Below are 20,995 nucleotides of genomic sequence, written 5' to 3' on the forward strand. Positions count from 1 at the left end.
AACGGCGATTTTCGACCTTATGTCGGCCATTCCTGCATTTATGGCATCGCCAAAAACCTGACATTGAATCCCAACGCAAATGGGTCGCGTGTCGGCACTCACAGTTCGGCGTGCATGTCACGGTACAACCTCGGCGCAATGCCGAAGCGGCGTTCGAAGGCGTTGGCGAGGCGTGCGGGCGGGAACAGGCCCACTTCCGCTGCGACCGTCTTTAACGACAGCCCACGCGAAAGGAGCATGCGCGCGGCATCGAGCCTCGCGGCTTCGACGAAGCGGGCGGGCGTCATGCCTGTCGCCGTCACGAACTTGCGATGGAAGGTACGTTCGGTGAGCCCGGCACGGGTTGCCAGCACGGGCACATCGAGTGGTGCGTCGAGGTTCGACTGTATCCAGCCGATGAGGTCGTCAAACGGGCTGTCGCCCTTAACCTGCGCTTCAAGGATCGGGCTGAATTGGGATTGGTAGCCTGGACGCCTTGCATAGAGCACGAGCCGCCTGGCGACCTCGCCGGCGATCGCTGCGTCCAAGTCACGCGAGACCATGGCCAGCGCCATGTCGATGCCGGTCGTGACCCCGGCCGACGTCCATAGCCGACCGTCGACGACGTAAAGCGCGTCGTGATCGACCGTGACCTTCGGAAAGGTTTTTGCGAACGGCTCGCAGGAATCCCAGTGCGTCGCGATGCGGCGGCCGTCGAGCAATCCGAGCGCGGCCAGAACGAAGCCGCCGGTGCAGACGGAGCCGAACCGTTCGGCTTCGCTGGCCAGTCGCGGCAGGGAAGCCCGTAAGGCTGGGTCAGCCACCGCCTTCAACAAAGGCTCGCGCTCGGCTCCCACCACCAGAACTGTGTCGACCGTCCCGGGTACCAGTTCGGCGATTTGCAGAGTCTCCATCGCGACGCCGCTGCTGCTTTCGACCGCGCCACCCTCCGCGGATGCGATCACGATCTTGTAGAACGCCGATTGTCCCCGCTGGCCCAAGGCCCGGTTGGCGCCGTTGAAAACCGAGGCCGGACCGGAAACGTCGAGCAGTTCAAAACCCGGATAGACGATAAGCGTGACACGGTGCATTGGCAGAAATTAGCATCTTTTTGTCATTTCTGCCACGCCTGACGAGTGCTAGGTTCCGGGCACCCAATGGGCGCGCTGTGAAGGCAAACCACCGACAAGGCGCCTCCCTCGATCTTTCCTATCGGGTGACGCGGTGATGTCGAAAGCTTGGTTGATATGGGGAGGTGCCACCCTCGTCGTCTTTTCGCTGGTCGGATTTGGCGGCTGGGTGTTTAGCCTGCCCTCCGCGACGGCGGCCGCCGAAGCGCCAGGGGTGCCGCAGGAGGAGATGGACGCCGTGCTGGCATCATTGCAGCCGCCGAAGCGGGAACGGCCTTTGATCGCCATCATCGGTATCAACGACGCCACCGAGACGACCGATTACCTGATGCCAGCCGGGATCTTGCGACGGGCCGACATCGCCGACGTGATGATGCTGGCGACCGGACCGGGGCCGGTGCAGCTCTATCCGGCGCTCAAGATCGAGCCGGATGCGACGATCGCGGCGTTCGACGCCGCGCACCCGCAGGGCGCCGACTACGTGATCGTGCCGGCCATGGAACCTCATGACGATCCGGCCGCGCTGGCATGGATCAGGAGCCAGGCCGAAAAGGGCGCGACCATCGTCAGCGTGTGCGTCGGAGCCACGGTGGTCGGCGCGGCCGGTCTGCTGGACGGCAGGCGAGCGACGACACACTGGTATTTCCTCAGGCAACTGCGCGCCGAAACTCCGACGGTTCGGTACGTCGCCGACCGACGGATGGTGATCGACGGTACAATCGCGACGACAACCGGCATCACCCTTTCCATGCCCATGATGCTGACGCTGATCGAGGCAATTGCCGGGCAGGCCAAGGCGGAAGCGGTCGCTCATGATCTGGGGGTGGACACTTGGGATATGCGCCATGCGAGCGCCGCGTTCATGCTGACGCGCCCATTCGCGACGACGGTGCTTACCAATCGGATATCCTTCTGGAACCGGGAGGAACTCGGCGTAAGGCTGGAGCCGGGTATGGACGAGGTGTCACTCGCGCCGGTCGCCGATGCGTGGTCGCGAACCTACCGTTCGAACGCGACGAGCTATGCTGGTTCTCCGGCCGCGGTGGTGACCAAGTACGGCGTCCGCGTCACGCCCGACCGGGTGGGCACTGACTGGCCGGAAGGTCGGGATGTGTTGACCTTTTCCGACCGCATGCCGGCCGATGCGCTCCACCTCGTGCTCGACGCGATCACCGCACGCTACGGAGCGCGCACAGCCGATGTGGTTGCCATGCAGCGCGAGTATCCGCGGCCGACCACCGATCAATGACGGAGTCGGCACTGCGCCCAGACTTTTTCCGACGTCTTGTCGGTTTCTAGCGCCTCCGCTCGTTTTCACGGCATCTGAGGGCGGTTGACCGCCCGTAAGATGTACAAACGGAAAAGGAAGCGGGACGATTGCCTGATACCGTGCTCCGATCTCGCCGCACAGCACGATCGGAGAAACCCGAAAAATCCAAATCACAGGGAGAGTTCCATGCCCAGTACGATCCGCCTGCACCGCGTCATCGCGACGAAGCCTGACAAGCTGTATCGTGCATTCCTCGAACCGGACGCGGTGGCGAGCTGGCTTCCACCATACGGGTTTGTCTGCACCGTCCGGGAGCTGGATGCAAAGGTCGGCGGCAGGCACAAGATGTCGTTTCGGAACTTCACGACTGGCCACAGTCACTCTTTCGGCGGCACCTATCTGGAGCTCGTTGCGGGCGAACGCCTCATCTATACCGACAGCTTTGACGATCCCAACTTGCCGGGTGAGATGAAGGTCACTGTGACGTTGAAGGCCGTGTCAGCGGGCACGGAGGTCAACATCCAGCAGGAGGGTGTGCCGGACGTGATTCCCGCCGACGCCTGCTATCTCGGCTGGCAGGACTCGCTCGACAAGCTCACAAAGCTCGTCGTGCCGGAGATCAATCAGTAATGCGGACCGGGTCGGTGAACTGTCGGTAGCGTTAGATCACGGCTGATACGATGGCATGAAGCTGGCGTCGCGCTCGGGAAGCCCTCGCACCGACCCGGTTGCTAACTTCAATGTCGACGACATGGCCACCACGGGCGATCGCGCGATCAATCGCTGAGGCTTCGACTTCAAAAGTGGGTCAGCTCGCGGCCTCAACCGGATGTACGTCCGAGACGGTCTGATCATCGAGGTGACGGGTGACCCACAAGTCCCTCGCGGGTCGGCACCGCCACCGGCCTCACCGAAAGCAGTCGTGTTCGCTTTCAGAGCCGAGACGGATAAGTTTGTGGGATGGAAGCACGGGCAATCATAGGCGCGGACGGCAAAATCGACTTATCCGGGATCGCGACCGCTGTTCCGTGGCGGAGTCTTACCAAGACAGTTCTTTCCGTTGCGCTACTACGCTTGTCGGAGGGTAACAGGATTGACCTGGACCAAACAGTCTCAGGCAGACCATTCACGCCGGCTCAGCTCCTTCGTCACGAGGCTGGGTTGCCGGATTACGGTATGCTGGCTGCCTATCACGCCGACGTTGCGGCGGGCCGATCGCCATGGCCGATCGATAAGCTCATGGCAGCGGTCGACGCGGATCGGCTGCGCTACGAGCCAGGACATGGCTGGGCATATTCCAACATCGGCTACTGGTGGGTTGGCCGTTTGATAGAACAGGCTTCGGACCGGCCGCTCGCTGAGGCTCTCACGGATCTTGTTTTCAACCCGGCAGGACTGACAACGGCTCGGCTTGCTACAGGTCCTGCCGATCTCGCCGACGTGAGCATGGGGGAAGCAACCGACTATCACCCGGGGTGGGTCTATCATGGCCTGGCAATTGGAACCGCGATGGACGCCGCACGGCTGCTCCAACTTTTGCTCCAAGACCAATTGCTAAACGAGCGGACGCTGTCACGAATGCGACAGTCGAAAGCTCTCCCGCAGTTTCGCAACGACCTGTACCCCGATCCGGCATACGGGATGGGGCTAATGCTCCGGGCCACGAATCCGATTGACCATCCGATAGGCCATACCGGCAGCGGTCCGGGCAGCGAGATTGCCGTCTACGGCCAAGGAGGTGCCGCCTGCGCGGTCTGGGCGTCCACTGGAACAGGTATAGATCCCGTAGCCGAAGCGTTTCGCGCGCTAAAGGACGACAGCGATCGTAAGATTACGACCTGAAAGTCGACCGTCCCCTTCCCACTTCCCACCCATTGTGGCCCTGAACCTGATGCTCAATTCTGGAGGGCTATAGCGTCGATGTAGTTTTCCGTTTCGCCGGCTTCGCCCCGCCAAACACCGCCGTGTACAGCCCGAAGACATAGGTAACAGATCGCCCGTAAGACATGGGTGACAACCTCGTGCCGAATGCGCGGCTCGGTCGTGATTGACGGGGTTTCGCTTCAACCTGCGATCAACTGCGCTGCAGCTTCGCCAGCGCTGTCCATATAGCTGGCGTCCTTGTGTAGAAGAACGACAGCGAAAGCCCCATCGAGCAGAAGAATGATCTGACGCGCGAGACGGCGCGCTTCGTCCGCGGAGCGCATTTCCTCCAGCACGACGCACAGCCAGTCCTCAACCCGTCTCTTATGCGCGCGGCCCGCCAGGATTGCTGGATGTCCCGGCTGGTGAATGAGTTCGACCGAGGTCCGCAGGAAGCCGCAACCCCTCCACCTGGGATGGCGCGCGGAGGCCGCCAAATTCCGGAAGATGCCTTGCACCTTGTCCGCCGTGCTGCCCTCAGTCTCGGCGAACCACCGCTGGAACAGCGCGAGATCAGGCTGGTCCCGCGTTTCAAGATAGGCGGCAATCAGATCGTCTTTGCTGCGGAAGTGATAGTAGAGCGTCCGCTTGGTGAGCCCGGCCTTTTCGGCGACGGCATCGACACTGACGGTGCGGATGCCTTCCGCGTGGAACAGCTTGCCGGCTGCCTCGATGATGCGTTCGCGCGTCGGTCTTACAGAAGTGGCCATGTCCGAATGTATACCGACTAGTGAATATACTCAATCAGCGGGCGCGCTTATCGTATCGGCATGTTTCACCCGTCTTCAAACACGACTCCTGTCGAGGGACAGCCGGTTGAGTTTTCCTCTCCAGACGAGGTGCTGCTCGCCGGCCATCTCTGGCGGGTCCGGCAGGCCGACCCCATGGGGACTGTCATTATCAATCCCGCAACCGGGGTGCTCGCGCGCTATTATCATCGCTATGCCCGTTTCCTTGCGGAGCGAGGATTCGACGTGCTGAGCTATGATTATCGCGGCATCGGGCTGTCGCGGCCCGTCCGTCTACGTGGCTGCCTCTATCGCTGGCGTGACTGGGGCGAACTGGATTTTGAAGCTGCCATCAGGTTCGTGGAGCAGCAGGGTCGTCATGACAGAGTGCTGGTGGTCGGGCACAGCGTCGGCGGTTTCCTGCCGGGACTCGCTGCGAGTGCTCACCGCATCGAGCGCATGCTGACCGTTGGCGCCCAATATGCCTGGTGGGGCGACTACGCCTCGCATCGGCGGCTCCGCCTGTTTTTCAAATGGCATGTCGCGATGCCAGCTCTGACGTTGGCATGCGGCTATTTTCCCGGCCGCCGGCTCGGGTGGCTGGAAGATCTGCCGGCCGGCGTCGCCTTTGAATGGAGTTTTCGCAGGTCGCGTTTCGAGCGTAGCCATCCGCGCGCGGTGCGGCGGGGTGCGCTCGACCGCATGGCTGCCGTGACGGCGCCGATCCTGGCGGTGGCCGTGTCCGACGACGAGCTTGGGACGCCGGCCGCCATTCGCCGGACGCTGAACTACTACACCGGCAGCGCCGGGCGAACAGCGGTGCTGCTACGGCCGTCCGATTATGGCCGCGACACGATCGGACATTTCGGCCTGTTCCACGACAGCCATGCCGCAGGCTTCTGGCTGGACACGCTCCTATGGCTGCGCGACGGCCGAAATCCATGGCCCAGCCGCGTCATCGATCCTTGAACGGGAGATTTTCATGCACAGTCTCTGTTACTCGCCCGGCCCCTGCCCGCTCGCTGTCCACAGCCTGCTGGAGGAAATGGGCGGCCAGCCCGAGGCGAAACTGTTGCCGGCCGATCCGGCTGGTGAAGCCCGATGCCTGGAATGGCTGAGCTGGATTTCGACCGATCTACACGGCATCGGCTGTCGCCAGCTCTGGCGTCCGCACCGGTTCGTGCCCCGATCCGGCGCACCATGAGGCAGTGAAGAGCAAGGGATAAAAGAACATCCGCACGCCTACGATCATATCGACCACATCCTGTCCGATGGCCGCGAATGGGCAGTGCCCAACCAATACACGGTCGTCGATGCCAATCTTGTCGTGTTCTGGTTTTGGGGTCGGCGGATCGGTGTTGAGATGAAGACAGGCTGGCCGAACTTGCGCGGCTGACGACAAGGTGTTGGAACGTCAGACGGTGAAGCAGGCGCTCAGGCGGAAGGGCCTGGCTTGGAATGGCGCCTATCACGGCCCATCAGGCGTGCGCAGCCGATGTCAGATGCTCGAACAGACTGCGTGCGGGCGCGGTCAGCTCCGCTTCGCTGCGAACACAGACGGACAGTTCGCGCGTCGCCCAGCCGTCGTGAAGCCGAGCCGTTGCAACAGGTGCGGATCGCCTCAAGCGCCGGGCTGCCGTTTCCGGAATGATGCCGACACCGACGCCCTCGCTGGCCATCCGGCAGATACCTTCGAAACTGCGAAGCGCAACGCGCAACTTCAACTTCGTCCCAAGCTGGGCAGCCTGCATCTCAAGGTGCTGTTGCAATGCGCCTCCCGCCAAGGCGATGAAAGGATGAACGAGCAGATCGGCGAAGCAAAGCAGGCGCTGTTTCGTAAGATCGTGGTCCCGCGCGAAGACGGCTACCAGCCGGTCGATGGCAAATGGGTGCGATATGAGGTCGGCGGTCTCAGCGGCGCTGGACAGGATACCGATTTCCGCAAAGCCCGCGGCAACGCTGCGCGCGATCTCAGAGCTTTGCCTTTCTTTCAGTTCGATGTCGATCTGTGGATGAGTTGCCATCCAGGGCGCGAGCCGATCGGGAAGAAACTCCGTAACCGCCGCCGTATTGGCGTAGATGCGGACGCTGGCGCGCATTTGCTTGGCGTAGCGGGATATCTCTCCGCGCATCTGCGCCATCTGATGCAGGATCGTGCGCGCATGATGGGCGAGCGCCTCACCCGCTTCGGTCGGACTGACGCCCCGTCGGCCGCGCCGGAGCAGCTGGACTTCACCGGCGGCTTCCATGTCGCGCAGCCGCTCGCTGGCAGCCGGCAGCGACATTCCCGCTTCGGCCGCGCCATGGGTGATGCTACCGGCATCGACGACCGCCAGGAAAAGGCGCAGATCAATCAGGTCGAAACGCATGCTGAACGTATAATCGCATATCTGCCTTCGGTATAGCCGAAGTCACGCATCGGACCTTCCGCATTGCGAGAAGCCGTCCGCCCGAGAGTCATGGGCTATGTTCGATCTTTCCTCCACACCGTTACTCATCGCGGTCGTTGCCACCTTCTTCGCGGCCGGCCTCGTCAAGGGCGTCACTGGCATGGGTTTGCCCACCGTGGCGATGGGCGTGCTTGGTGCCCTCGTCTCGCCGCTGGCGGCCGCAAGCCTGCTGATCTTGCCGTCCTTCGTCACCAATGTCTGGCAGCTTCTGGCTGGCCCGAACTTCGGCCCGCTCCTGAGGCGGCTCTGGCCGATGATGCTGGCCGTCGTCGCGGGAACCGTGCTCGGATCGACATGGATCGCCGGCGGCGACACCAAGCTTACGACGGCGTTTCTCGGCATCGCGCTCGTCGTCTATGCGGCCTATACATTGTTCGCGCGCCAGATCAGCGTTCCGTGCCGTACCGAGCCGTGGCTGTCACCGCTGATCGGCGCGATCACAGGAGCCGTGACGGGGGGGACCGGCGTTTTCGTCATACCGGCAGTCCCTTATCTCCAGGCGCTTGGTCTATCCAAGGACGACCTCGTGCAGGCTCTCGGTCTATCCTTTACAGTATCGACGATCGCACTCACCATCGGACTTGGCGCGCATGGGGCATTTCAGGCCGATCGCTTCTTGCTCTCGGCGTTTGCGGTGTTGCCGGCGCTGGCGGGCATGTGGGCGGGGCAGATCGTTCGCAACCGGATCAGCCCGCTCGCCTTTCGGAACGGCTTCCTGATCTGTTTGCTGTTGCTTGGGTGCGAAATGGCCACGAGGTTTTTGCGCTGACCCAGCGGGCGACGGTCGAATCCATTTTCCCGATGACAACCGATTGTATGGCATGTTCGGGGGAACGGACGCCAACCGTGCCATGCACATCGCATGACCCGCCCGATGCAGCACGCCGGTGGTTGGCCGCATCGAACTGAAGCTTCAGTAACCGAAGTTCGAACCCCGGCACATGGATCGCATAGGCCGCCAGACCGGCTGTTCAGAACCACACACCCAGGGTATCGGCCGCCATGCCGTTCTGCGGGCGCGGCGCGATGGTGACGTTGATCACGGCGGCGAGGATCGAGCCGACAGTGTCGGCCTTATCGCGCAACGCGGGTTGCACTTCTTCCGAATTGCCGATCGAGGCCGGATAGTCGATGCCCGGCCCGCCGACGAGATCTTCCTGCCTGTCTGTTCCCTTGACGACAAAGCCGGCGGCCTGCAGGCCCGCGCTGAGCGCATCGATCTCCTGACTGGTCCGGCCTGTATGGAGATAAAGGGAAACGGACCTGTTCTCGGCGGCAAGCCTTGCGATATTTGGCAGCGCACTGCAGCCAGCAAAGGAACCCGGTTCCCTCGATGCGAGAATGATGAGGTTGGCCGGCGAGGCAAGATCGGCCTGTTCACGCCCGAGTGTGGCCAGCAAGTTGCGTGTCTTGGCAAATCCCTCCTTGGGCAGGCGCTCTGTCACCGCCGAGACCGCCTGCGCGTTCCACGCGCGGTTTTCAGCCATGGCATAGCGGTTGGCGATCCGGAGGATCTGAAGAAAATTGTACTGCGCGTCGGCATCGAGTTCATTGGCCATAAGCTTGTCGGCAACGGCGCACATCGTCCGATTGTCGATAAGATCGATCAGCAGGCGGGCCGCCGTCACGCGAAGCGGTCGATCCTTCGAGGACGCCGCCGCAGCGATTCGGGACACTGCGGCGACGTCGAGCGCATTGCGAAAGCCCATCAGGGCCTGCGGATCCTTGGTCAGTTGCTGGCCGAGTTGCAGGACGGCGGTCAGGTTGCGCGATGGACCGTCCTGCGCATAGCCGCCAAGTTCTGCCCGGAGCGCGTCGATATAGCCCTGGGGGTCGGCCGCGGGTTCGCACCGGCCCGTCGCGGGGCTCAAGGCCATCAACAACGCCACAAGGGCCGTGGCGGCCGACCTTTTCTTCCGCCCCAGGATGCACCTCGTGGATATCCACCGGGCGCTCATCATCGCAGATCCAGATCCACTGACTGAAGGCTGTCCGCATTGAGACTGCCGGACGGCACGTCCGGAACTGGCTGCATCTTGGCCTGCAGTGCGCCATCCGGCGCTTCCCGCACGAGGTTCAGGGACAGGATGTCCATGGTCGTCCTTACCTCCCTGTTGTCGAACGGATCGCGCACCATCGCGACACGGCAATTGGCCGAGCGCGTGCTGAGTGTTGCAAGGCAGGACGATGCCTCCCCTCCATCGACGACCCTGCTTTGAGAGTCCGGCAGCCGCATGGTCAAGGTGATCGATGGCTCATAATCGCTGGCGGCGGCCTCTACCTCGGTGCGCAGCAGCTTGACCTGCACGAGCCGGCCGATCTTGAGATCTTCCCCCGGGAGGGCAAGGATCTGGAACCCTCCCTGGCTTTTGCGAACGAAAAGCTCCTCGCCTTCCGCATTGCTGGCCGTCACCTCGTAGGAGCGAAAGTCGAAATCCCTGGGCCCATCCCGGAGCGTGAAATCGGAGGCGACACAGCTTTGCGCCCGCGTGTAACACGGCTTCACGAGGATGCGCTCATACTGGCCATAGTCGTTGAATACACGCGGAATCTCATCCCGGTAATAGATCACCCCGAAGCCGAACACGATGGTCAGGACGGCAGCGCCGCCTGCGATGATGGCATTGGCTTTCATCGGCCCCCATCCCGGCGCGCCGTCTCCCCCTTGGCCGGAAGGTTCCGTCGCAGTCGTACCGGACGGTTCCCCAAGCGGCGGAAGCCGTGCACCCTGGGTAGCCAGGGCGCCCGTCGCCTGCGAGCCCGTGCCGAAAAGCATGATCGCAACGCCAAGCATGGCAAGGATGAAGGTGATCGACGGGTGTTCGCGCGCATCGGAGCCGCGCTGCGCGAAAAAAAGAAGCGCAAGGCCAGCGAAGAAATAGAATGACCCCGATTCAAGCACCAGAGATACGTTCCGCCAGTGCGACGGAAGATCGGTCGCAAGCGACAGGACGAGAAGCAGGACAAGCACGATCGTCGCGATTGCGACGACGACGCCGAGAGGAGACGGGTCCAGAGATCGGAGGGCGATAAGGAGCGGCAGCGAGGCAAGGATGGACAGGACCGCGAGAATCTGCGGCAGGCTGCGCCGGGCCGCGCTCCGCCATCCACGCGGCATGGTTGCGTCGGCGCCACCGGGCATGTCGACCAATGCCTTGACGAAAGGCCGCTCCTGCGCCGAGCAGGCATCAAGAAGCGTTTGACGCTCCTGTTCGAGGGCTGCGGCCTTCGCGCGCAGCAGCCGCGCCCGATCGACCTTTTTGCCTGTATCGACCACGCTCTGCCCCTCCCTCATCATCCGGCCCGCGGGCGGCATCGGCGGCGCTGTGCGACTGATGGAATGTCATCTCTCAGCCCAGCACCCTGTCTCCCGGCAGGACTGTCGTCATGAACCGGTACGAGCGGCTGGCGATATAGCGCGGGTCGGTTTTCACGAGCGACATGAACTTGCGGTGGCCATCCCTGGTGCGGCCGACAAGGCAGCCGGCACTCGTGCGCCCAAGGTCGTCCTGCGGCGCGTCGTAGCCCCAATGCTGATTGATCGCGAAGAGGCCCGTATCGACCATGTCGCCGGGGCGCTTGAAGTCCTTGTTCCGGTCTCGGTAGACGCTGATCGGCTCGATCTGTACCAGCGCCTGATGCGCCGACGCGGCGTTGGGATGATGGGTTCCGACACACCATGCCTTGTACTGGCCGAAGGCGATGCGTGCCGCGCCAAGCGGGTTCATCGGATTGAGCGTCCAGTACCGGCCGGGCTCGGTCGTGCCGTCCCAGACAGAGCCTTCGACATCGATCGTCCCGCCTTCTCCGACGGAGAATACGATACGCAGATCATTGAACTGGTTGGGCGTATCGTCGTTCGGCCGGCCATCGCGGCTTGCACCTTCAAGGTACACGATGTTCTTCGCGTCTGGGTGCCGGCTGATGAAGTGACCCTCGGTCTTCATGGCCGAGATGACTTTGTCGAACCACGTCCCGCCCGGTACGATCTCCGGCAGAAAAACCGTTGGTGTCACCAGCCGCTGCGCCACCGTGCGGGTGAAGCCCTCGCGCAGAGAGACCCCGTTCCGGTCGCAGAACTCGCCGAGAGCCCAGGACGAAACCGGCCCGAACTTCCCGTCTGCCGGCGGGTCGAGATAACCGAGTTCGGTCAGGCGCCATTGCACCGCCTTGGCCAAGGCGGCATCGGAACTCAGATCGCTGACCGGGCGCGCCGCGCCGTCGAACTGCAGAAGCGATTTCAGCCCCTCGCCGCGCGGCAAGGTGATACCCGGTCGGCTGCGGCGGAACCTTGCAGGCTGTATCTTCTCCTGCACATACGTATCCAGCCAGGTGCGATAAGCCCGCGTCGCATCGCCGCCGGCCGCGTCGACGAAGCGCTGCGCAGCCGCCTGACCGACCTGCTTCGCAAGATCTTTCAGGGAATAGGTCTGGCTTCCCTCCAGAAAGGATCGTGCGCCGCCCAGCCCTTCATGATGGGCGATGTAGATGAAGCGCGCCTTCTCGTCGTCGCCGGCTTCCAGCGGCACCAGGCCGGCCTTGACGAGAGCTTCCAGATTAGCGGCACCGTATTCGGCGGCGGCGACGATCGACAGTTCCGGGTCGAACCGCAGCGCCAGAAGCTCGGCTTGCCGGCGGGCGACGACGGCGTTGGCCGCATCGACATAACCCTTGGCCCGGCAGCATTCATTGAGGAACGTGCGCGGCTTTCGCGCCTCGCCCAGCCAGGTGGTTTTCAAGAATTGCGTCAGGCCGGCGGCGCTGCTGGTGCCTGCCGTCGACCTCTTGTTCCATTCCCCCGAGGGGAGCTTGGCCGCTTCTGCGTCGATAAGCGCCGCCAGCGCCGCCGCCGCGATACCGGTGCGCGTCTGCGCCAAAAGGATGGACGATCGGTAGATCTCGTTTGGCCCAAGATCGAGCGTTTCCCGGCCTTCCCCCGACTGATTGTCGCCGACTGAACTGCCGTCGTCTCCGCCGGCGTCGCCGTCGGGGGCGCTCGCATTGACGATCCAGCCTGTCTCTACGCTGCCGTCCGAAAGGAGGATGTCGACCTTGCGCCAGGGCGGCAAGGTGAGGCGTGTCGCCACGATCTCGCCGATCACGCTCCTTGCCACGCCCTCCGGTTCATCGAAGACCTGAAATGGATCGGCCGCACGCGTGCTGACCATTTCCAGGCGCACCCAGCCAAAGAGGGTCTCGCAGCCATCCCGGCTCAGCGAAACCTTCATCCAGGGACGGAGTTCACGCAGTGCCGAGACCGTCTCATTGATCTGTAGTAAGGTGACCTCCGGAGACGTGTCGTCCGGGTCGGGCCGCAGCGCGGTCTTGCGAGTGACGAAATAATCGACCATCACGCTTCCTCCTTCGGCGACACCGTCAGGCGAATACTTCCTCTGTTATTGTCGTAGGTCTGCCATGCGTCGTTCGCGAAGCAATAGAGGTATCCGCCAACCGCAGGTGTGAATGTCGTGCCCGAGCCAATAGGGAAAATCTGGTTTGGCCGCTCTCTCGGGCTGTCCGGCGGCTTCCAGCCATTGGCGACCATGCCGACCAGCGCGAACCAGTCGATCTCCTCTTCCCGGCGCGTCAGGATGAAATCGGCCTGGGGGTTGCCTGTCAGGCGTTTATAGACCCTCTCCAGCTTGCCGAGCGCCGTACCGACGAGATGGAAGGCCTTTCCAACATCGAGGCGCCCATCGGCAGCCCCGTCCGGACCGCACGCGATTGATCCATCGATCCACTGCCCCTCCGAGGTGAAGCGATAGGAAACGCCCCCTTCGAGGTACAATCCGGTCGCATTCCACTGCTGCCTGGCGAAAATCCTGACTGTTTTCGGCTTTGCGGGGGCGAGCGTCACGGATGGCCAGTAAGCGCCCTGCGCGATGGGCGGATCCTCGCGGCGCATGTGCGCCGGGGGGTGTATGGCTGCACCGGATGATGTGTCGACAAGGGGCACGGCGCGTGGACGCGTTTTCAAGGCCTTGAAAATGCCTGTCCGGGAATCGTGCAGGACATCGCGCGGATCGGACCTGATCTGTTGGACACCGCCAGGCTTGAACGCCAGCCCCAGGGCGGAGGCTTCATCCACCATCCACTTGAGTGCGCCGTCCGACAGGCCGCAACGCCAATAGCCGCCGCCAACATCGCCGTGCACCCCGGGAAACCAGACCTGCTTCATTTCCTGGCGTGGCGGCGTATCGATCCAGAGCGTCGGCTCGAAACTTTGTCGCCGCTCGTCCATGGCAACCGCATGGCGGGCATGAACCACTGCAGCACTGAGATCCGTATCGTGAAATTCGAACTTCGCGGGATCGTCGATGAGGTTGAGGAGCGCCATGTCGTCGGGCACGCCCAGGGCACCGACCGTGTCCCACACACCGATGAAGTAGATTTTCGTCGACAGCAGGGTAGGTTTTCCCGGTGGCACACCATGGAAGGGCATGTCCCTCAGCGCGACCATCTTTGGAGTGCCGTCCGATGTCCTGCGATAGGCTTGATAAACCGCTTCGACCGAGGCCCATGCCGTCTCAGGCGGGATGGCGTGATCGGAAAGGTCGAGCAGTCCACACTGGGAGATCATCCCGCTCAGGCTGCGAACCGTATAGGCACCCCGGCTGAAGCCGAAGAGCCAGATCCGGCCGCCCGGCCGATAGGTCGTTGCAAGCCAGTAATAGGCGCTCTGGACGTTCTTCTCGAGCCCCTCGCCCATCCCGCCGCCGGCGAGCCGTTCCCACTTGGTGCCGTCGGCGCCGACGCCCGGATGATAATAGACGCGCTGCGGCGTTCCGTCGGGGCCCGTATCCGCAAGGATGTTGCGCAGCTTCACGACGTTGGTGGGCGCGGGAATGCCCTGATCCAGGTCATCCGGCGTGTTCCAGGTTCCATCACAGCACACAACGAATTCCATCGCTCTCCCCCGATGAGCAGGAAAACCGGATCTGTACGCTTGGACAAACTTATCTGTATGAAGAGAATTCGGGTCTACGCAGTCGCGCCGACCGAAATGCTTCATGCCGCTACAACCGGGCGATCTGGTTGTCTCGATCGCCATTCTCAGATTATGTATTACTGACAGGGCACGCCAAGGCTGCTCCTAGCCATCGATCCATGACTATGCCGCCACCAACCCGATCATAATTCTTAAGCACAGATTCAAAAGATACAGGCGGTAGTTGTTAGCGCATCGACGTCATAAAAGCAACCAGGCGTCAGTTCGACTTTCAACTGCACCGCAACAAGCAAGCCCACCTTATGATGTTAAAGGACCATGCAGTCTTTGCTGCGGTGGAAAGCGTCATGGCGGTATCATGATCGGCAGAAGGTCCAGTAATGCGCCCGCACGCAACCCGTGCCTGTTTGCCCTTGGAGCGGCGGGGCAAGCTCTGCCGATGCGCCTTCTGCCCTGATCGCGTCTTTTTCATCCGGGTTACGCCATCCGGGCGGGAAAGATTTCCGGATCAACTCTATGCACCTCCTATAGTTGATGCGTGGCGATCGGTCGCTGGTCGTCGGTCGTTCCTGTCCCAGCTTAAGCCACGTTGCGCCGCACAAATGGCGTTCGACCCGCCATATCGGCCGGACGTGGAGGTACAGGCAGCATGGTCACCCGAGAAAAAATGCTTATCAGCGGTTCCGGCCTGGAGCGCGGCGCGGTCAGTCTGGATTCGTTTGGAGACGAAGACCTTCGCCTCCTGGCGCGATTGCATGAGCGTGGGAAGGTGAAACTGGTGGGAACTCCCGGATCGGTCCCCTATGTCGTCGTCGTTCGCGATGCGGCCTGATTGCGGGTCATGAACCACACACCCAGTGCAGTGGCCAGAAGCAGGAATGTCACCATCGCGGCGACGGCCAGATAGGCGTTATCGAACGCGGATTTGGCCAGCGCGGCCAGGATTTCGGCTTCGCCCGCCGGCAGGCGGTCCGCAGCGATGAGCGCTTCGTCCAGACTGTCCAGCGCGGTCTTGTCGCCGGTCAGCCCCTGCGGAAGCATAAGGCTGGCCGTATAGACGAGCGACATCAGGCTGCCGATCATCGCAACCCCGATCGCGCCGCCGAGTTCGTAGGACACTTCTTCTACCGACGCGGCCATGCCTGCCCGGTTTTCCGGCGCACTCATCATGATCGTACTGGACGCTGCCGTCATCGCCGCTCCAATCCCGAACCCCATGACCGCCAGTGCGCCAAGCCAAACGGACGCCGCGCCGCCAAGGCTCAGAATGTAAAGGGCCAGGCCGAGCCCCGCGACGCCGAGGGAGAGCCATAAGGTGCGGTCGACCCCCAGCTTCGGCAGGGCAAGCCCGGCAAGCGGACCCGCAACGAAGGCCGCCGCCGGGATTGGCAGGATCAGCAATCCTGCCTCCAATGGAGAGTAGCCGAGGACGAGCTGAAGCCGCTGGCTGAGGATGAGTTCGATGCCGACGAGAGCGGCGGCGGTGGCCATCGCGGTCGCCACACCGGCCGAGAACCGCGATGCACGGAACAGGGTAAAATCGATCAGCGGCGCGGGGCTGCGGCGCTGCCTGCGGACAAAGAGCGCCATGGCGGCAACACCGACGACCGCGCCGGCCACGACTGTTTCCCAGGTCGCCTCACGTCGTCCGACTTCTTTTATGGCAAAGGCAAGGGCGATCAAACCCACCATGATCTGCGCGGATGCCACGATATCCCATTTGCGGCTGGCATCGCCGCGCCGCGCCGGAACAATCAGGTAGCCAAGGACAAACGCCGCCGCCACGACCGGCACGTTGATAAGGAAAACCGAGCCCCACCAGAAATACTCCAGCATCACTCCGCCGATGACCGGGCCGAAGGCCGCGCCCCCGGAGGCGACAGCGGCCCATATGCCGATTGCGAAGGACCGTTCATCATCGTCGGTGAAGGTCAGGCGAATGATCGACAGCGTCGCCGGCATCATCATGGCTGCACCGACCGCCAGCAGCACCCGTGATCCGATCAAGGCTTCGGGCGTTGGCGAATAGGCCGCGGACAAGGATGCAATGCCGAAGACGACCAGGCCGGCCAGGAACAGGCTACGATGACCCAACCGGTCGCCGAGTGTGCCCAGCCCGGGCAAAAGACCCGCAACGACGAGGGGATAGGCGTTGACGATCCATAATTTCTGCGATGCGCTGGCAGCGAGATCATGTGTCAGCCGCGGCAGGGCCGTGTAAAGTACCGTCATGTCGACGACGATCAGGAAAAGCGCGCTGGATACGATTGCAAGAACCAGCCAGCGGTTACCGGTAGCCATTTCGGAATCCTTATCGTGCCCTCGCTCCGCCACGGATTGCGATCGGGTAACGGCAATATAAATACGTACGTATGGAAATAAAGAGGCAACATGGCCGGCAGACCCAGAACGATCGATAGGGACAAGGTGCTCGACGCTGCGGAGGCGGTCGTGCAGCGGACCGGCGCGTCCGGGCTGACGATCGACGCGGTCGCCCGCGAAGCCGGGATCACTAAGGGCGGCGTGCAGTATTGCTTCGGCTCGAAGGACAGTCTCATCAACGCCATGTTGCAGCGGTGGTGCGAGGGGTTCGATGCCGCCGTGCGTCAGCTTGCTGGGCCTGACGCCGACGCCATCGCTACCTTGCGCGGCCATGTCGAGGCAAACCGCAGGACCGACGCTGCAGAAAACTCGCGATCCTCCGCAATGATGGCCGCTTTGCTCCAGACGCCATCCCAGATCGCCGAAACACGCGACTGGTACACCCACCGCCTGTCCAACCTCGACGCGAAAACTGAGGAAGCCCGGCGGGTGCGCCTGGCCTTTCTGGCTTCCGAGGGTGTCTTCTACCTCCGCGCCTTCGACCTGGTCGCATTGGATGACGCAGAGTGGAACGACATTCTCGACGATATATCCGCCTTGTCCAAGGGTCGGTAGCTGACCTGGCCCTGCATCCAGTCGACGAAGTCGGCAACGAGTGCATCGCCGGCAGCCGCAATCGGGGTCACCAGATAATAGGCCCCCGGCCCGCTCCATGGCGGATTGGGCAGTGCCTGGAGCTCGCCCCTGACCAGTTCCCGTTCGATCAGGAATGTCGGAACCAGTGCGATGCCCATTCCGGCGACCGCGGCCTGGCTTGTCATCGCGAACTGGTCGAACATCGGCCCGCGATAGGGGTATGGGTGTTCCGCACCGACGGCCGCGAACCATTGCTGCCAGATGTGCGGACGCGTCGCCTGCTGCAGCAAGGTCGCATGTTGAAGATCGTCCACCTGTTTCACCGCATTGTCCCGCAGATAGGCGGGGCTCCCGACAGCCACGATCTGCTCGCGGCATAGAAAGCTGACGTCGCCATTGGGCCAGGCCGGCGCGCCGTAATGAATGGCGACGTCAACCGACCGCTCCACCATGTCGAACGGCTTCGGCTCGGTCGTCAGCTCGACCGTCACACCGTCATGGCGCGCAATGAAAGCAGGCAGCCGCGGAATAAGCCATCGCGAGGCAAAGGTGGGAAGTACGGCGATCCGAAGGGTTCGCTGGCTGCCGACGGACGACACGATCGCATGGGTCGCCTTTTCGCAATCCTCCAAAATCCGGCGTGCCGACAACAGAAAGCGCTCACCATGCGGCGTCAGGGCAACGCCCCCCGGCAGGCGGATGAACAGCTGTACGCCGAGTGTATCCTCGAGTTGCCGTACCTGCTTGCTGACCGCGCTTTGGGTCAGGCTGAGTTCCCTTCCGGCGGTGGTGAAGCTTCCATGACGCGCTGTGGCCTCGAAGGCGCGCATTTCCTGAAAGGATGGCATCAGGCTTCGTGGAAGCAACATCGGCAAGACCTCGAGCGACGCGGAGCGTTTGCCTGATATATGCCAACAGATCACGCTTCATTCCAGTTCGGAATAGCCTCCTCTGCCTGCCTGCTGCGCCTGTTCATGGAGATCGGGGGCTGATTGGGGTCGCTCTGGCGTGACGCGTCTTCGGAACAACCCCTTTCCCGCCTGTGACAGGCATCTCCCGGAACTCGTGCCTGTGGCTTGCCTTTGCCGCTTTGTGTGGCTCAGCCGCCCCCCCTGCCTGCCTGCCTACTGCGCCTGTTCATGGAGATCGGGGGCTGATCGGGGCCGCTCTGGCGTGACCGCGTTCCGTTGTTGCCGCGGGGGGATCATTGCCGCGGCGCGATGGCGGAAGGGACTTGAGGGGTTTTGAACGCGGACGGCCGCGTTTCTGCATTTCAGCTTGGATCGTGGCCCAAACGCGAACAGCCCCGCTTTTGGCGGGGCTGTTCGGGATAAGTTTGGAGTTTGGAAGGGGAGGAAAAGAGAGAGAGATGCACTTGGCAGACCTGGCAGCGACGGCTTCTGCTTTGCCTTACTAGCGTGCGCCCTGGGTGAGGCTTTGCCGCCGTTGGCTTGTATGGGGAGAGGTACGCCGGGGCGACGTTCTGGAGCGTTGCCGCCCCTTTGCCTGCCTGCTGTGTCTGTTCATGGAGATCGGGGGCTGACCCGGGTCGCTCTGGCGTGACGCGTCTTCGGAACAGCCCCTTTCCCGCTTGTGGCAGGCATCTCCCGGAACTCGTGCCTGTGGCCGTGCCTTTGGCGCTTTGGGCGGATCATACCGTCCAACATTTCGCTTTGTGTGGCTCAGCCGCCCCTCTGCCTGCCTGCTGCGCCTGTTCATGGAGATCGGGGGGCTGATCGGGGTCGCTCTGGCGTGACCGCGTTCCGTTGTTGCCACGGGGGGATCATTGCCGCGGTGCGATGGCGGGAGGGACTTGAGGGATTTTGAACGCGGACGGCCGGGCTATTTGCGTATTGGCTTGGGTTGCAGCGCGAACGCGGACGGCCCCGCTTTGGGGCGGGGCGTTTTGTGATGTGTGTTTGTATGTGTTGGGAAGCTGGTTTGTTTTGATGATGTGAAGAGAGAGATGCACTTAGCAGACCTGGCAGCGACCGACTTTCCCGCGTCTTGAGACGAAGTATCATTGGCGCGGAGGGATTTCACGGCCGAGTTCGGCATGGGATCGGGTGCAGGGCCCTCGCAATGACCACCAGGTCGGCTAAGTGCATTGGAAGCTGTGTCTTTTTGGGAATGGGCATTGGCGAATGAGAACGATCAAGCCGATCGAGCTATTAGTACCGGTAAGCTTCACGAGTTACCTCGCTTCCACACCCGGCCTATCGACGTGGTGGTCTTCCACGGCTCTGATAGGGAACACTCGTTTTCAGGTGGGTTTCCCGCTTAGATGCCTTCAGCGGTTATCCCGACCGTATATAGCTACCCTGCTATGCGGCTGGCGCCACAACAGGTCCACCAGAGATACGTCCATCCCGGTCCTCTCGTACTAGGGACAGATCCTGTCAATATTCCTACACCCACGGCAGATAGGGACCGAACTGTCTCACGACGTTCTGAACCCAGCTCACGTACCGCTTTAATTGGCGAACAGCCAAACCCTTGGGACCTGCTCCAGCCCCAGGATGCGATGAGCCGACATCGAGGTGCCAAACAACCCCGTCGATATGGACTCTTGGGGGTCATCAGCCTGTTATCCCCGGCGTACCTTTTATCCGTTGAGCGATGGCCCTTCCACGCGGGACCACCGGATCACTATGACCGACTTTCGTCTCTGCTCGACTTGTCTGTCTCGCAGTCAGGCGGGCTTATGCCATTGCACTCGACGAACGATTTCCGACCGTTCTGAGCCCACCATCGCGCGCCTCCGTTACTCTTTGGGAGGCGACCGCCCCAGTCAAACTACCCACCATACACTGTCCCGGACCCGGATGACGGGCCGCGGTTAGACATCCATGACGATAAGGGTGGTATTTCAAGGATGGCTCCACGAGAGCTGGCGCCCTCGCTTCAAAGCCTACCACCTATCCTACACATGCCGACACGAATGCCAGTGTAAAGCTATAGTAAAGGTGCACGGGGTCTTTCCGTCTGACCGCAGGAACCCCGCATCTTCACGGGGAATTCAATTTCACTGAGTCTGCGTTGGAGACAGCGGGGAAGTCGTTACGCCATTCGTGCAGGTCGGAACTTACCCGACAAGGAATTTCGCTACCTTAGGACCGTTATAGTTACGGCCGCCGTTTACTGGGGCTTCGATTCAGAGCTTGCACCCCTCCTCTTAACCTTCCAGCACCGGGCAGGCGTCAGACCCTATACGTCGTCTTGCGACTTCGCAGAGCCCTGTGTTTTTGATAAACAGTCGCTACCCCCTGGTCTGTGCCACCCCATACCGGTTGCCCGATAAAGGGTCACGCTTCTTCCGAAGTTACGCGTGCAATTTGCCGAGTTCCTTCAACGCAGTTCTCTCAAGCGCCTTGGTATACTCTACCAGTCCACCTGTGTCGGTTTCGGGTACGGTCTATTCGGTGGGGCTATTTCCTGGGACCCCTTCGCCGCCGAGACAATCCGTTAAGCCTCGACAACACACAGGATCCGTCACTCACCACCAGGCCCACGATTATTAACGTGGTTCCCATCGACTACGCCTTTCGGCCTCGCCTTAGGGGCCGGCTAACCCTGCTCAGATTAACTTTAAGCAGGAACCCTTGGAC

The 20,995-nt window shown here is 62.2% G+C and carries 16 protein-coding genes and 2 rRNA genes (1 of these 18 running past the window's edge); 7 read left to right on the top strand and 11 right to left on the bottom strand.

Going from position 1 to position 20,995, the window contains the following annotated elements; genetic code table 11:
- Nucleotides 1-98: 98 nt before the first annotated feature.
- Complete coding sequence (locus IGS74_RS11920; protein WP_192386349.1) at nt 99-1,070, bottom strand: DJ-1/PfpI family protein; 972 nt, start codon at nt 1,068-1,070, stop codon at nt 99-101.
- A gap of 136 nt (nt 1,071-1,206) precedes the next feature.
- On the opposite strand from IGS74_RS11920, the gene IGS74_RS11925 reads away from it, so the two are divergent.
- From IGS74_RS11925 to IGS74_RS11935, 3 genes are all read left to right on the top strand, one after another.
- Nucleotides 1,207-2,358, top strand: a complete 1,152-nt coding sequence (locus tag IGS74_RS11925) for a DJ-1/PfpI family protein (protein ID WP_192386351.1) — start codon at nt 1,207-1,209, stop codon at nt 2,356-2,358.
- Nucleotides 2,359-2,565: 207 nt separating this feature from the next.
- Entirely contained in the window at nt 2,566-3,009 is a 444-nt protein-coding gene (locus IGS74_RS11930) for an SRPBCC family protein (protein ID WP_192386353.1), read from the top strand.
- Between the two features lie 330 nt (nt 3,010-3,339).
- A complete protein-coding gene (locus tag IGS74_RS11935; protein ID WP_192386355.1) occupies nt 3,340-4,221 on the top strand; it encodes a serine hydrolase domain-containing protein in 882 nt (293 codons plus the stop codon).
- Between the two features lie 221 nt (nt 4,222-4,442).
- Here the strand turns inward: IGS74_RS11935 and IGS74_RS11940 are convergent, their stop codons facing one another.
- Complete coding sequence (locus IGS74_RS11940; protein WP_192386357.1) at nt 4,443-5,012, bottom strand: TetR/AcrR family transcriptional regulator; 570 nt, start codon at nt 5,010-5,012, stop codon at nt 4,443-4,445.
- Between the two features lie 174 nt (nt 5,013-5,186).
- Here IGS74_RS11940 and IGS74_RS11945 point away from each other — a divergent pair, with 174 nt between their 5' ends.
- On the top strand, nt 5,187-5,999 hold the full coding sequence (locus IGS74_RS11945; protein ID WP_246722536.1) for an alpha/beta fold hydrolase: 813 nt from the start codon (nt 5,187-5,189) through the stop codon (nt 5,997-5,999).
- Between the two features lie 13 nt (nt 6,000-6,012).
- Entirely contained in the window at nt 6,013-6,234 is a 222-nt protein-coding gene (locus IGS74_RS11950; protein ID WP_192386361.1) for a hypothetical protein, read from the top strand.
- A 274-nt stretch (nt 6,235-6,508) separates the two neighbouring features.
- On the opposite strand, the gene IGS74_RS11960 is transcribed toward IGS74_RS11950, so the two are convergent.
- Nucleotides 6,509-7,399, bottom strand: coding sequence for a LysR family transcriptional regulator (locus IGS74_RS11960; protein WP_192386363.1), 891 nt, complete (start codon nt 7,397-7,399; stop codon nt 6,509-6,511).
- Nucleotides 7,400-7,496: 97 nt separating this feature from the next.
- Here IGS74_RS11960 and IGS74_RS11965 point away from each other — a divergent pair, with 97 nt between their 5' ends.
- Nucleotides 7,497-8,249, top strand: a complete 753-nt coding sequence (locus IGS74_RS11965; RefSeq protein WP_192386365.1) for a sulfite exporter TauE/SafE family protein — start codon at nt 7,497-7,499, stop codon at nt 8,247-8,249.
- 202 nt (nt 8,250-8,451) lie between these two features.
- On the opposite strand, the gene IGS74_RS11970 is transcribed toward IGS74_RS11965, so the two are convergent.
- The 5 genes from IGS74_RS11970 to IGS74_RS11990 all read right to left on the bottom strand — a co-directional run bounded on the left by IGS74_RS11970 (nt 8,452) and on the right by IGS74_RS11990 (nt 16,730).
- Nucleotides 8,452-9,108, bottom strand: a complete 657-nt coding sequence (locus IGS74_RS11970; protein ID WP_192386367.1) for a hypothetical protein — start codon at nt 9,106-9,108, stop codon at nt 8,452-8,454.
- 329 nt (nt 9,109-9,437) lie between these two features.
- The gene (locus IGS74_RS11975; protein WP_192386369.1) at nt 9,438-10,757 is read right to left on the bottom strand and encodes a hypothetical protein; all 1,320 of its coding nucleotides are present in this window, start codon (nt 10,755-10,757) and stop codon (nt 9,438-9,440) included.
- A gap of 73 nt (nt 10,758-10,830) precedes the next feature.
- A complete protein-coding gene (locus tag IGS74_RS20055; protein WP_206688153.1) occupies nt 10,831-12,831 on the bottom strand; it encodes a peptidoglycan-binding domain-containing protein in 2,001 nt (666 codons plus the stop codon).
- Nucleotides 12,831-14,492, bottom strand: coding sequence for a DUF2235 domain-containing protein (locus IGS74_RS11985; protein WP_246722537.1), 1,662 nt, complete (start codon nt 14,490-14,492; stop codon nt 12,831-12,833). Before IGS74_RS11985 ends, IGS74_RS20055 begins: the two co-directional genes overlap by 1 nt.
- 738 nt (nt 14,493-15,230) lie before the next feature.
- A complete protein-coding gene (locus IGS74_RS11990; RefSeq protein WP_192386371.1) occupies nt 15,231-16,730 on the bottom strand; it encodes an MFS transporter in 1,500 nt (499 codons plus the stop codon).
- A 90-nt stretch (nt 16,731-16,820) separates the two neighbouring features.
- Here IGS74_RS11990 and IGS74_RS11995 point away from each other — a divergent pair, with 90 nt between their 5' ends.
- The gene (locus IGS74_RS11995) at nt 16,821-17,366 is read left to right on the top strand and encodes a TetR family transcriptional regulator (RefSeq protein ID WP_192386373.1); all 546 of its coding nucleotides are present in this window, start codon (nt 16,821-16,823) and stop codon (nt 17,364-17,366) included.
- On the opposite strand, the gene IGS74_RS12000 is transcribed toward IGS74_RS11995, so the two are convergent.
- From IGS74_RS12000 to IGS74_RS12010, 3 genes are all read right to left on the bottom strand, one after another.
- Nucleotides 17,276-18,235, bottom strand: a complete 960-nt coding sequence (locus IGS74_RS12000; RefSeq protein ID WP_192386375.1) for a LysR family transcriptional regulator — start codon at nt 18,233-18,235, stop codon at nt 17,276-17,278. The two genes, IGS74_RS11995 and IGS74_RS12000, sit on opposite strands and share 91 nt — an antisense overlap.
- Before the next feature lie 1,131 nt (nt 18,236-19,366).
- Nucleotides 19,367-19,481: ribosomal RNA gene (rrf, locus tag IGS74_RS12005) — 5S ribosomal RNA — on the bottom strand.
- Nucleotides 19,482-19,537: 56 nt separating this feature from the next.
- Nucleotides 19,538-20,995, bottom strand: a 23S ribosomal RNA gene (locus IGS74_RS12010) (it continues 1,361 nt past the right edge of the window).

The organism is Aureimonas sp. OT7 (assembly GCF_014844055.1).
Taxonomy (GTDB): Bacteria; Pseudomonadota; Alphaproteobacteria; order Rhizobiales; family Rhizobiaceae; genus Aureimonas; species Aureimonas altamirensis_A.

Coding starts and splice junctions, on each gene's coding strand:
- IGS74_RS11920 (WP_192386349.1), bottom strand. CDS start 1,070: ATGCACCGTGTCACGCTTATCGTCTATCCGGGTTTTGAACTGCTCGAC.
- IGS74_RS11925 (WP_192386351.1), top strand. CDS start 1,207: ATGTCGAAAGCTTGGTTGATATGGGGAGGTGCCACCCTCGTCGTCTTT.
- IGS74_RS11930 (WP_192386353.1), top strand. CDS start 2,566: ATGCCCAGTACGATCCGCCTGCACCGCGTCATCGCGACGAAGCCTGAC.
- IGS74_RS11935 (WP_192386355.1), top strand. CDS start 3,340: ATGGAAGCACGGGCAATCATAGGCGCGGACGGCAAAATCGACTTATCC.
- IGS74_RS11940 (WP_192386357.1), bottom strand. CDS start 5,012: ATGGCCACTTCTGTAAGACCGACGCGCGAACGCATCATCGAGGCAGCC.
- IGS74_RS11945 (WP_246722536.1), top strand. CDS start 5,187: ATGGGGACTGTCATTATCAATCCCGCAACCGGGGTGCTCGCGCGCTAT.
- IGS74_RS11950 (WP_192386361.1), top strand. CDS start 6,013: ATGCACAGTCTCTGTTACTCGCCCGGCCCCTGCCCGCTCGCTGTCCAC.
- IGS74_RS11960 (WP_192386363.1), bottom strand. CDS start 7,399: ATGCGTTTCGACCTGATTGATCTGCGCCTTTTCCTGGCGGTCGTCGAT.
- IGS74_RS11965 (WP_192386365.1), top strand. CDS start 7,497: ATGTTCGATCTTTCCTCCACACCGTTACTCATCGCGGTCGTTGCCACC.
- IGS74_RS20055 (WP_206688153.1), bottom strand. CDS start 12,831: ATGGTCGATTATTTCGTCACTCGCAAGACCGCGCTGCGGCCCGACCCG.
- IGS74_RS11985 (WP_246722537.1), bottom strand. CDS start 14,492: ATGAAGCATTTCGGTCGGCGCGACTGCGTAGACCCGAATTCTCTTCAT.
- IGS74_RS11990 (WP_192386371.1), bottom strand. CDS start 16,730: ATGGCTACCGGTAACCGCTGGCTGGTTCTTGCAATCGTATCCAGCGCG.
- IGS74_RS11995 (WP_192386373.1), top strand. CDS start 16,821: ATGGCCGGCAGACCCAGAACGATCGATAGGGACAAGGTGCTCGACGCT.
- IGS74_RS12000 (WP_192386375.1), bottom strand. CDS start 18,235: ATGCCATCCTTTCAGGAAATGCGCGCCTTCGAGGCCACAGCGCGTCAT.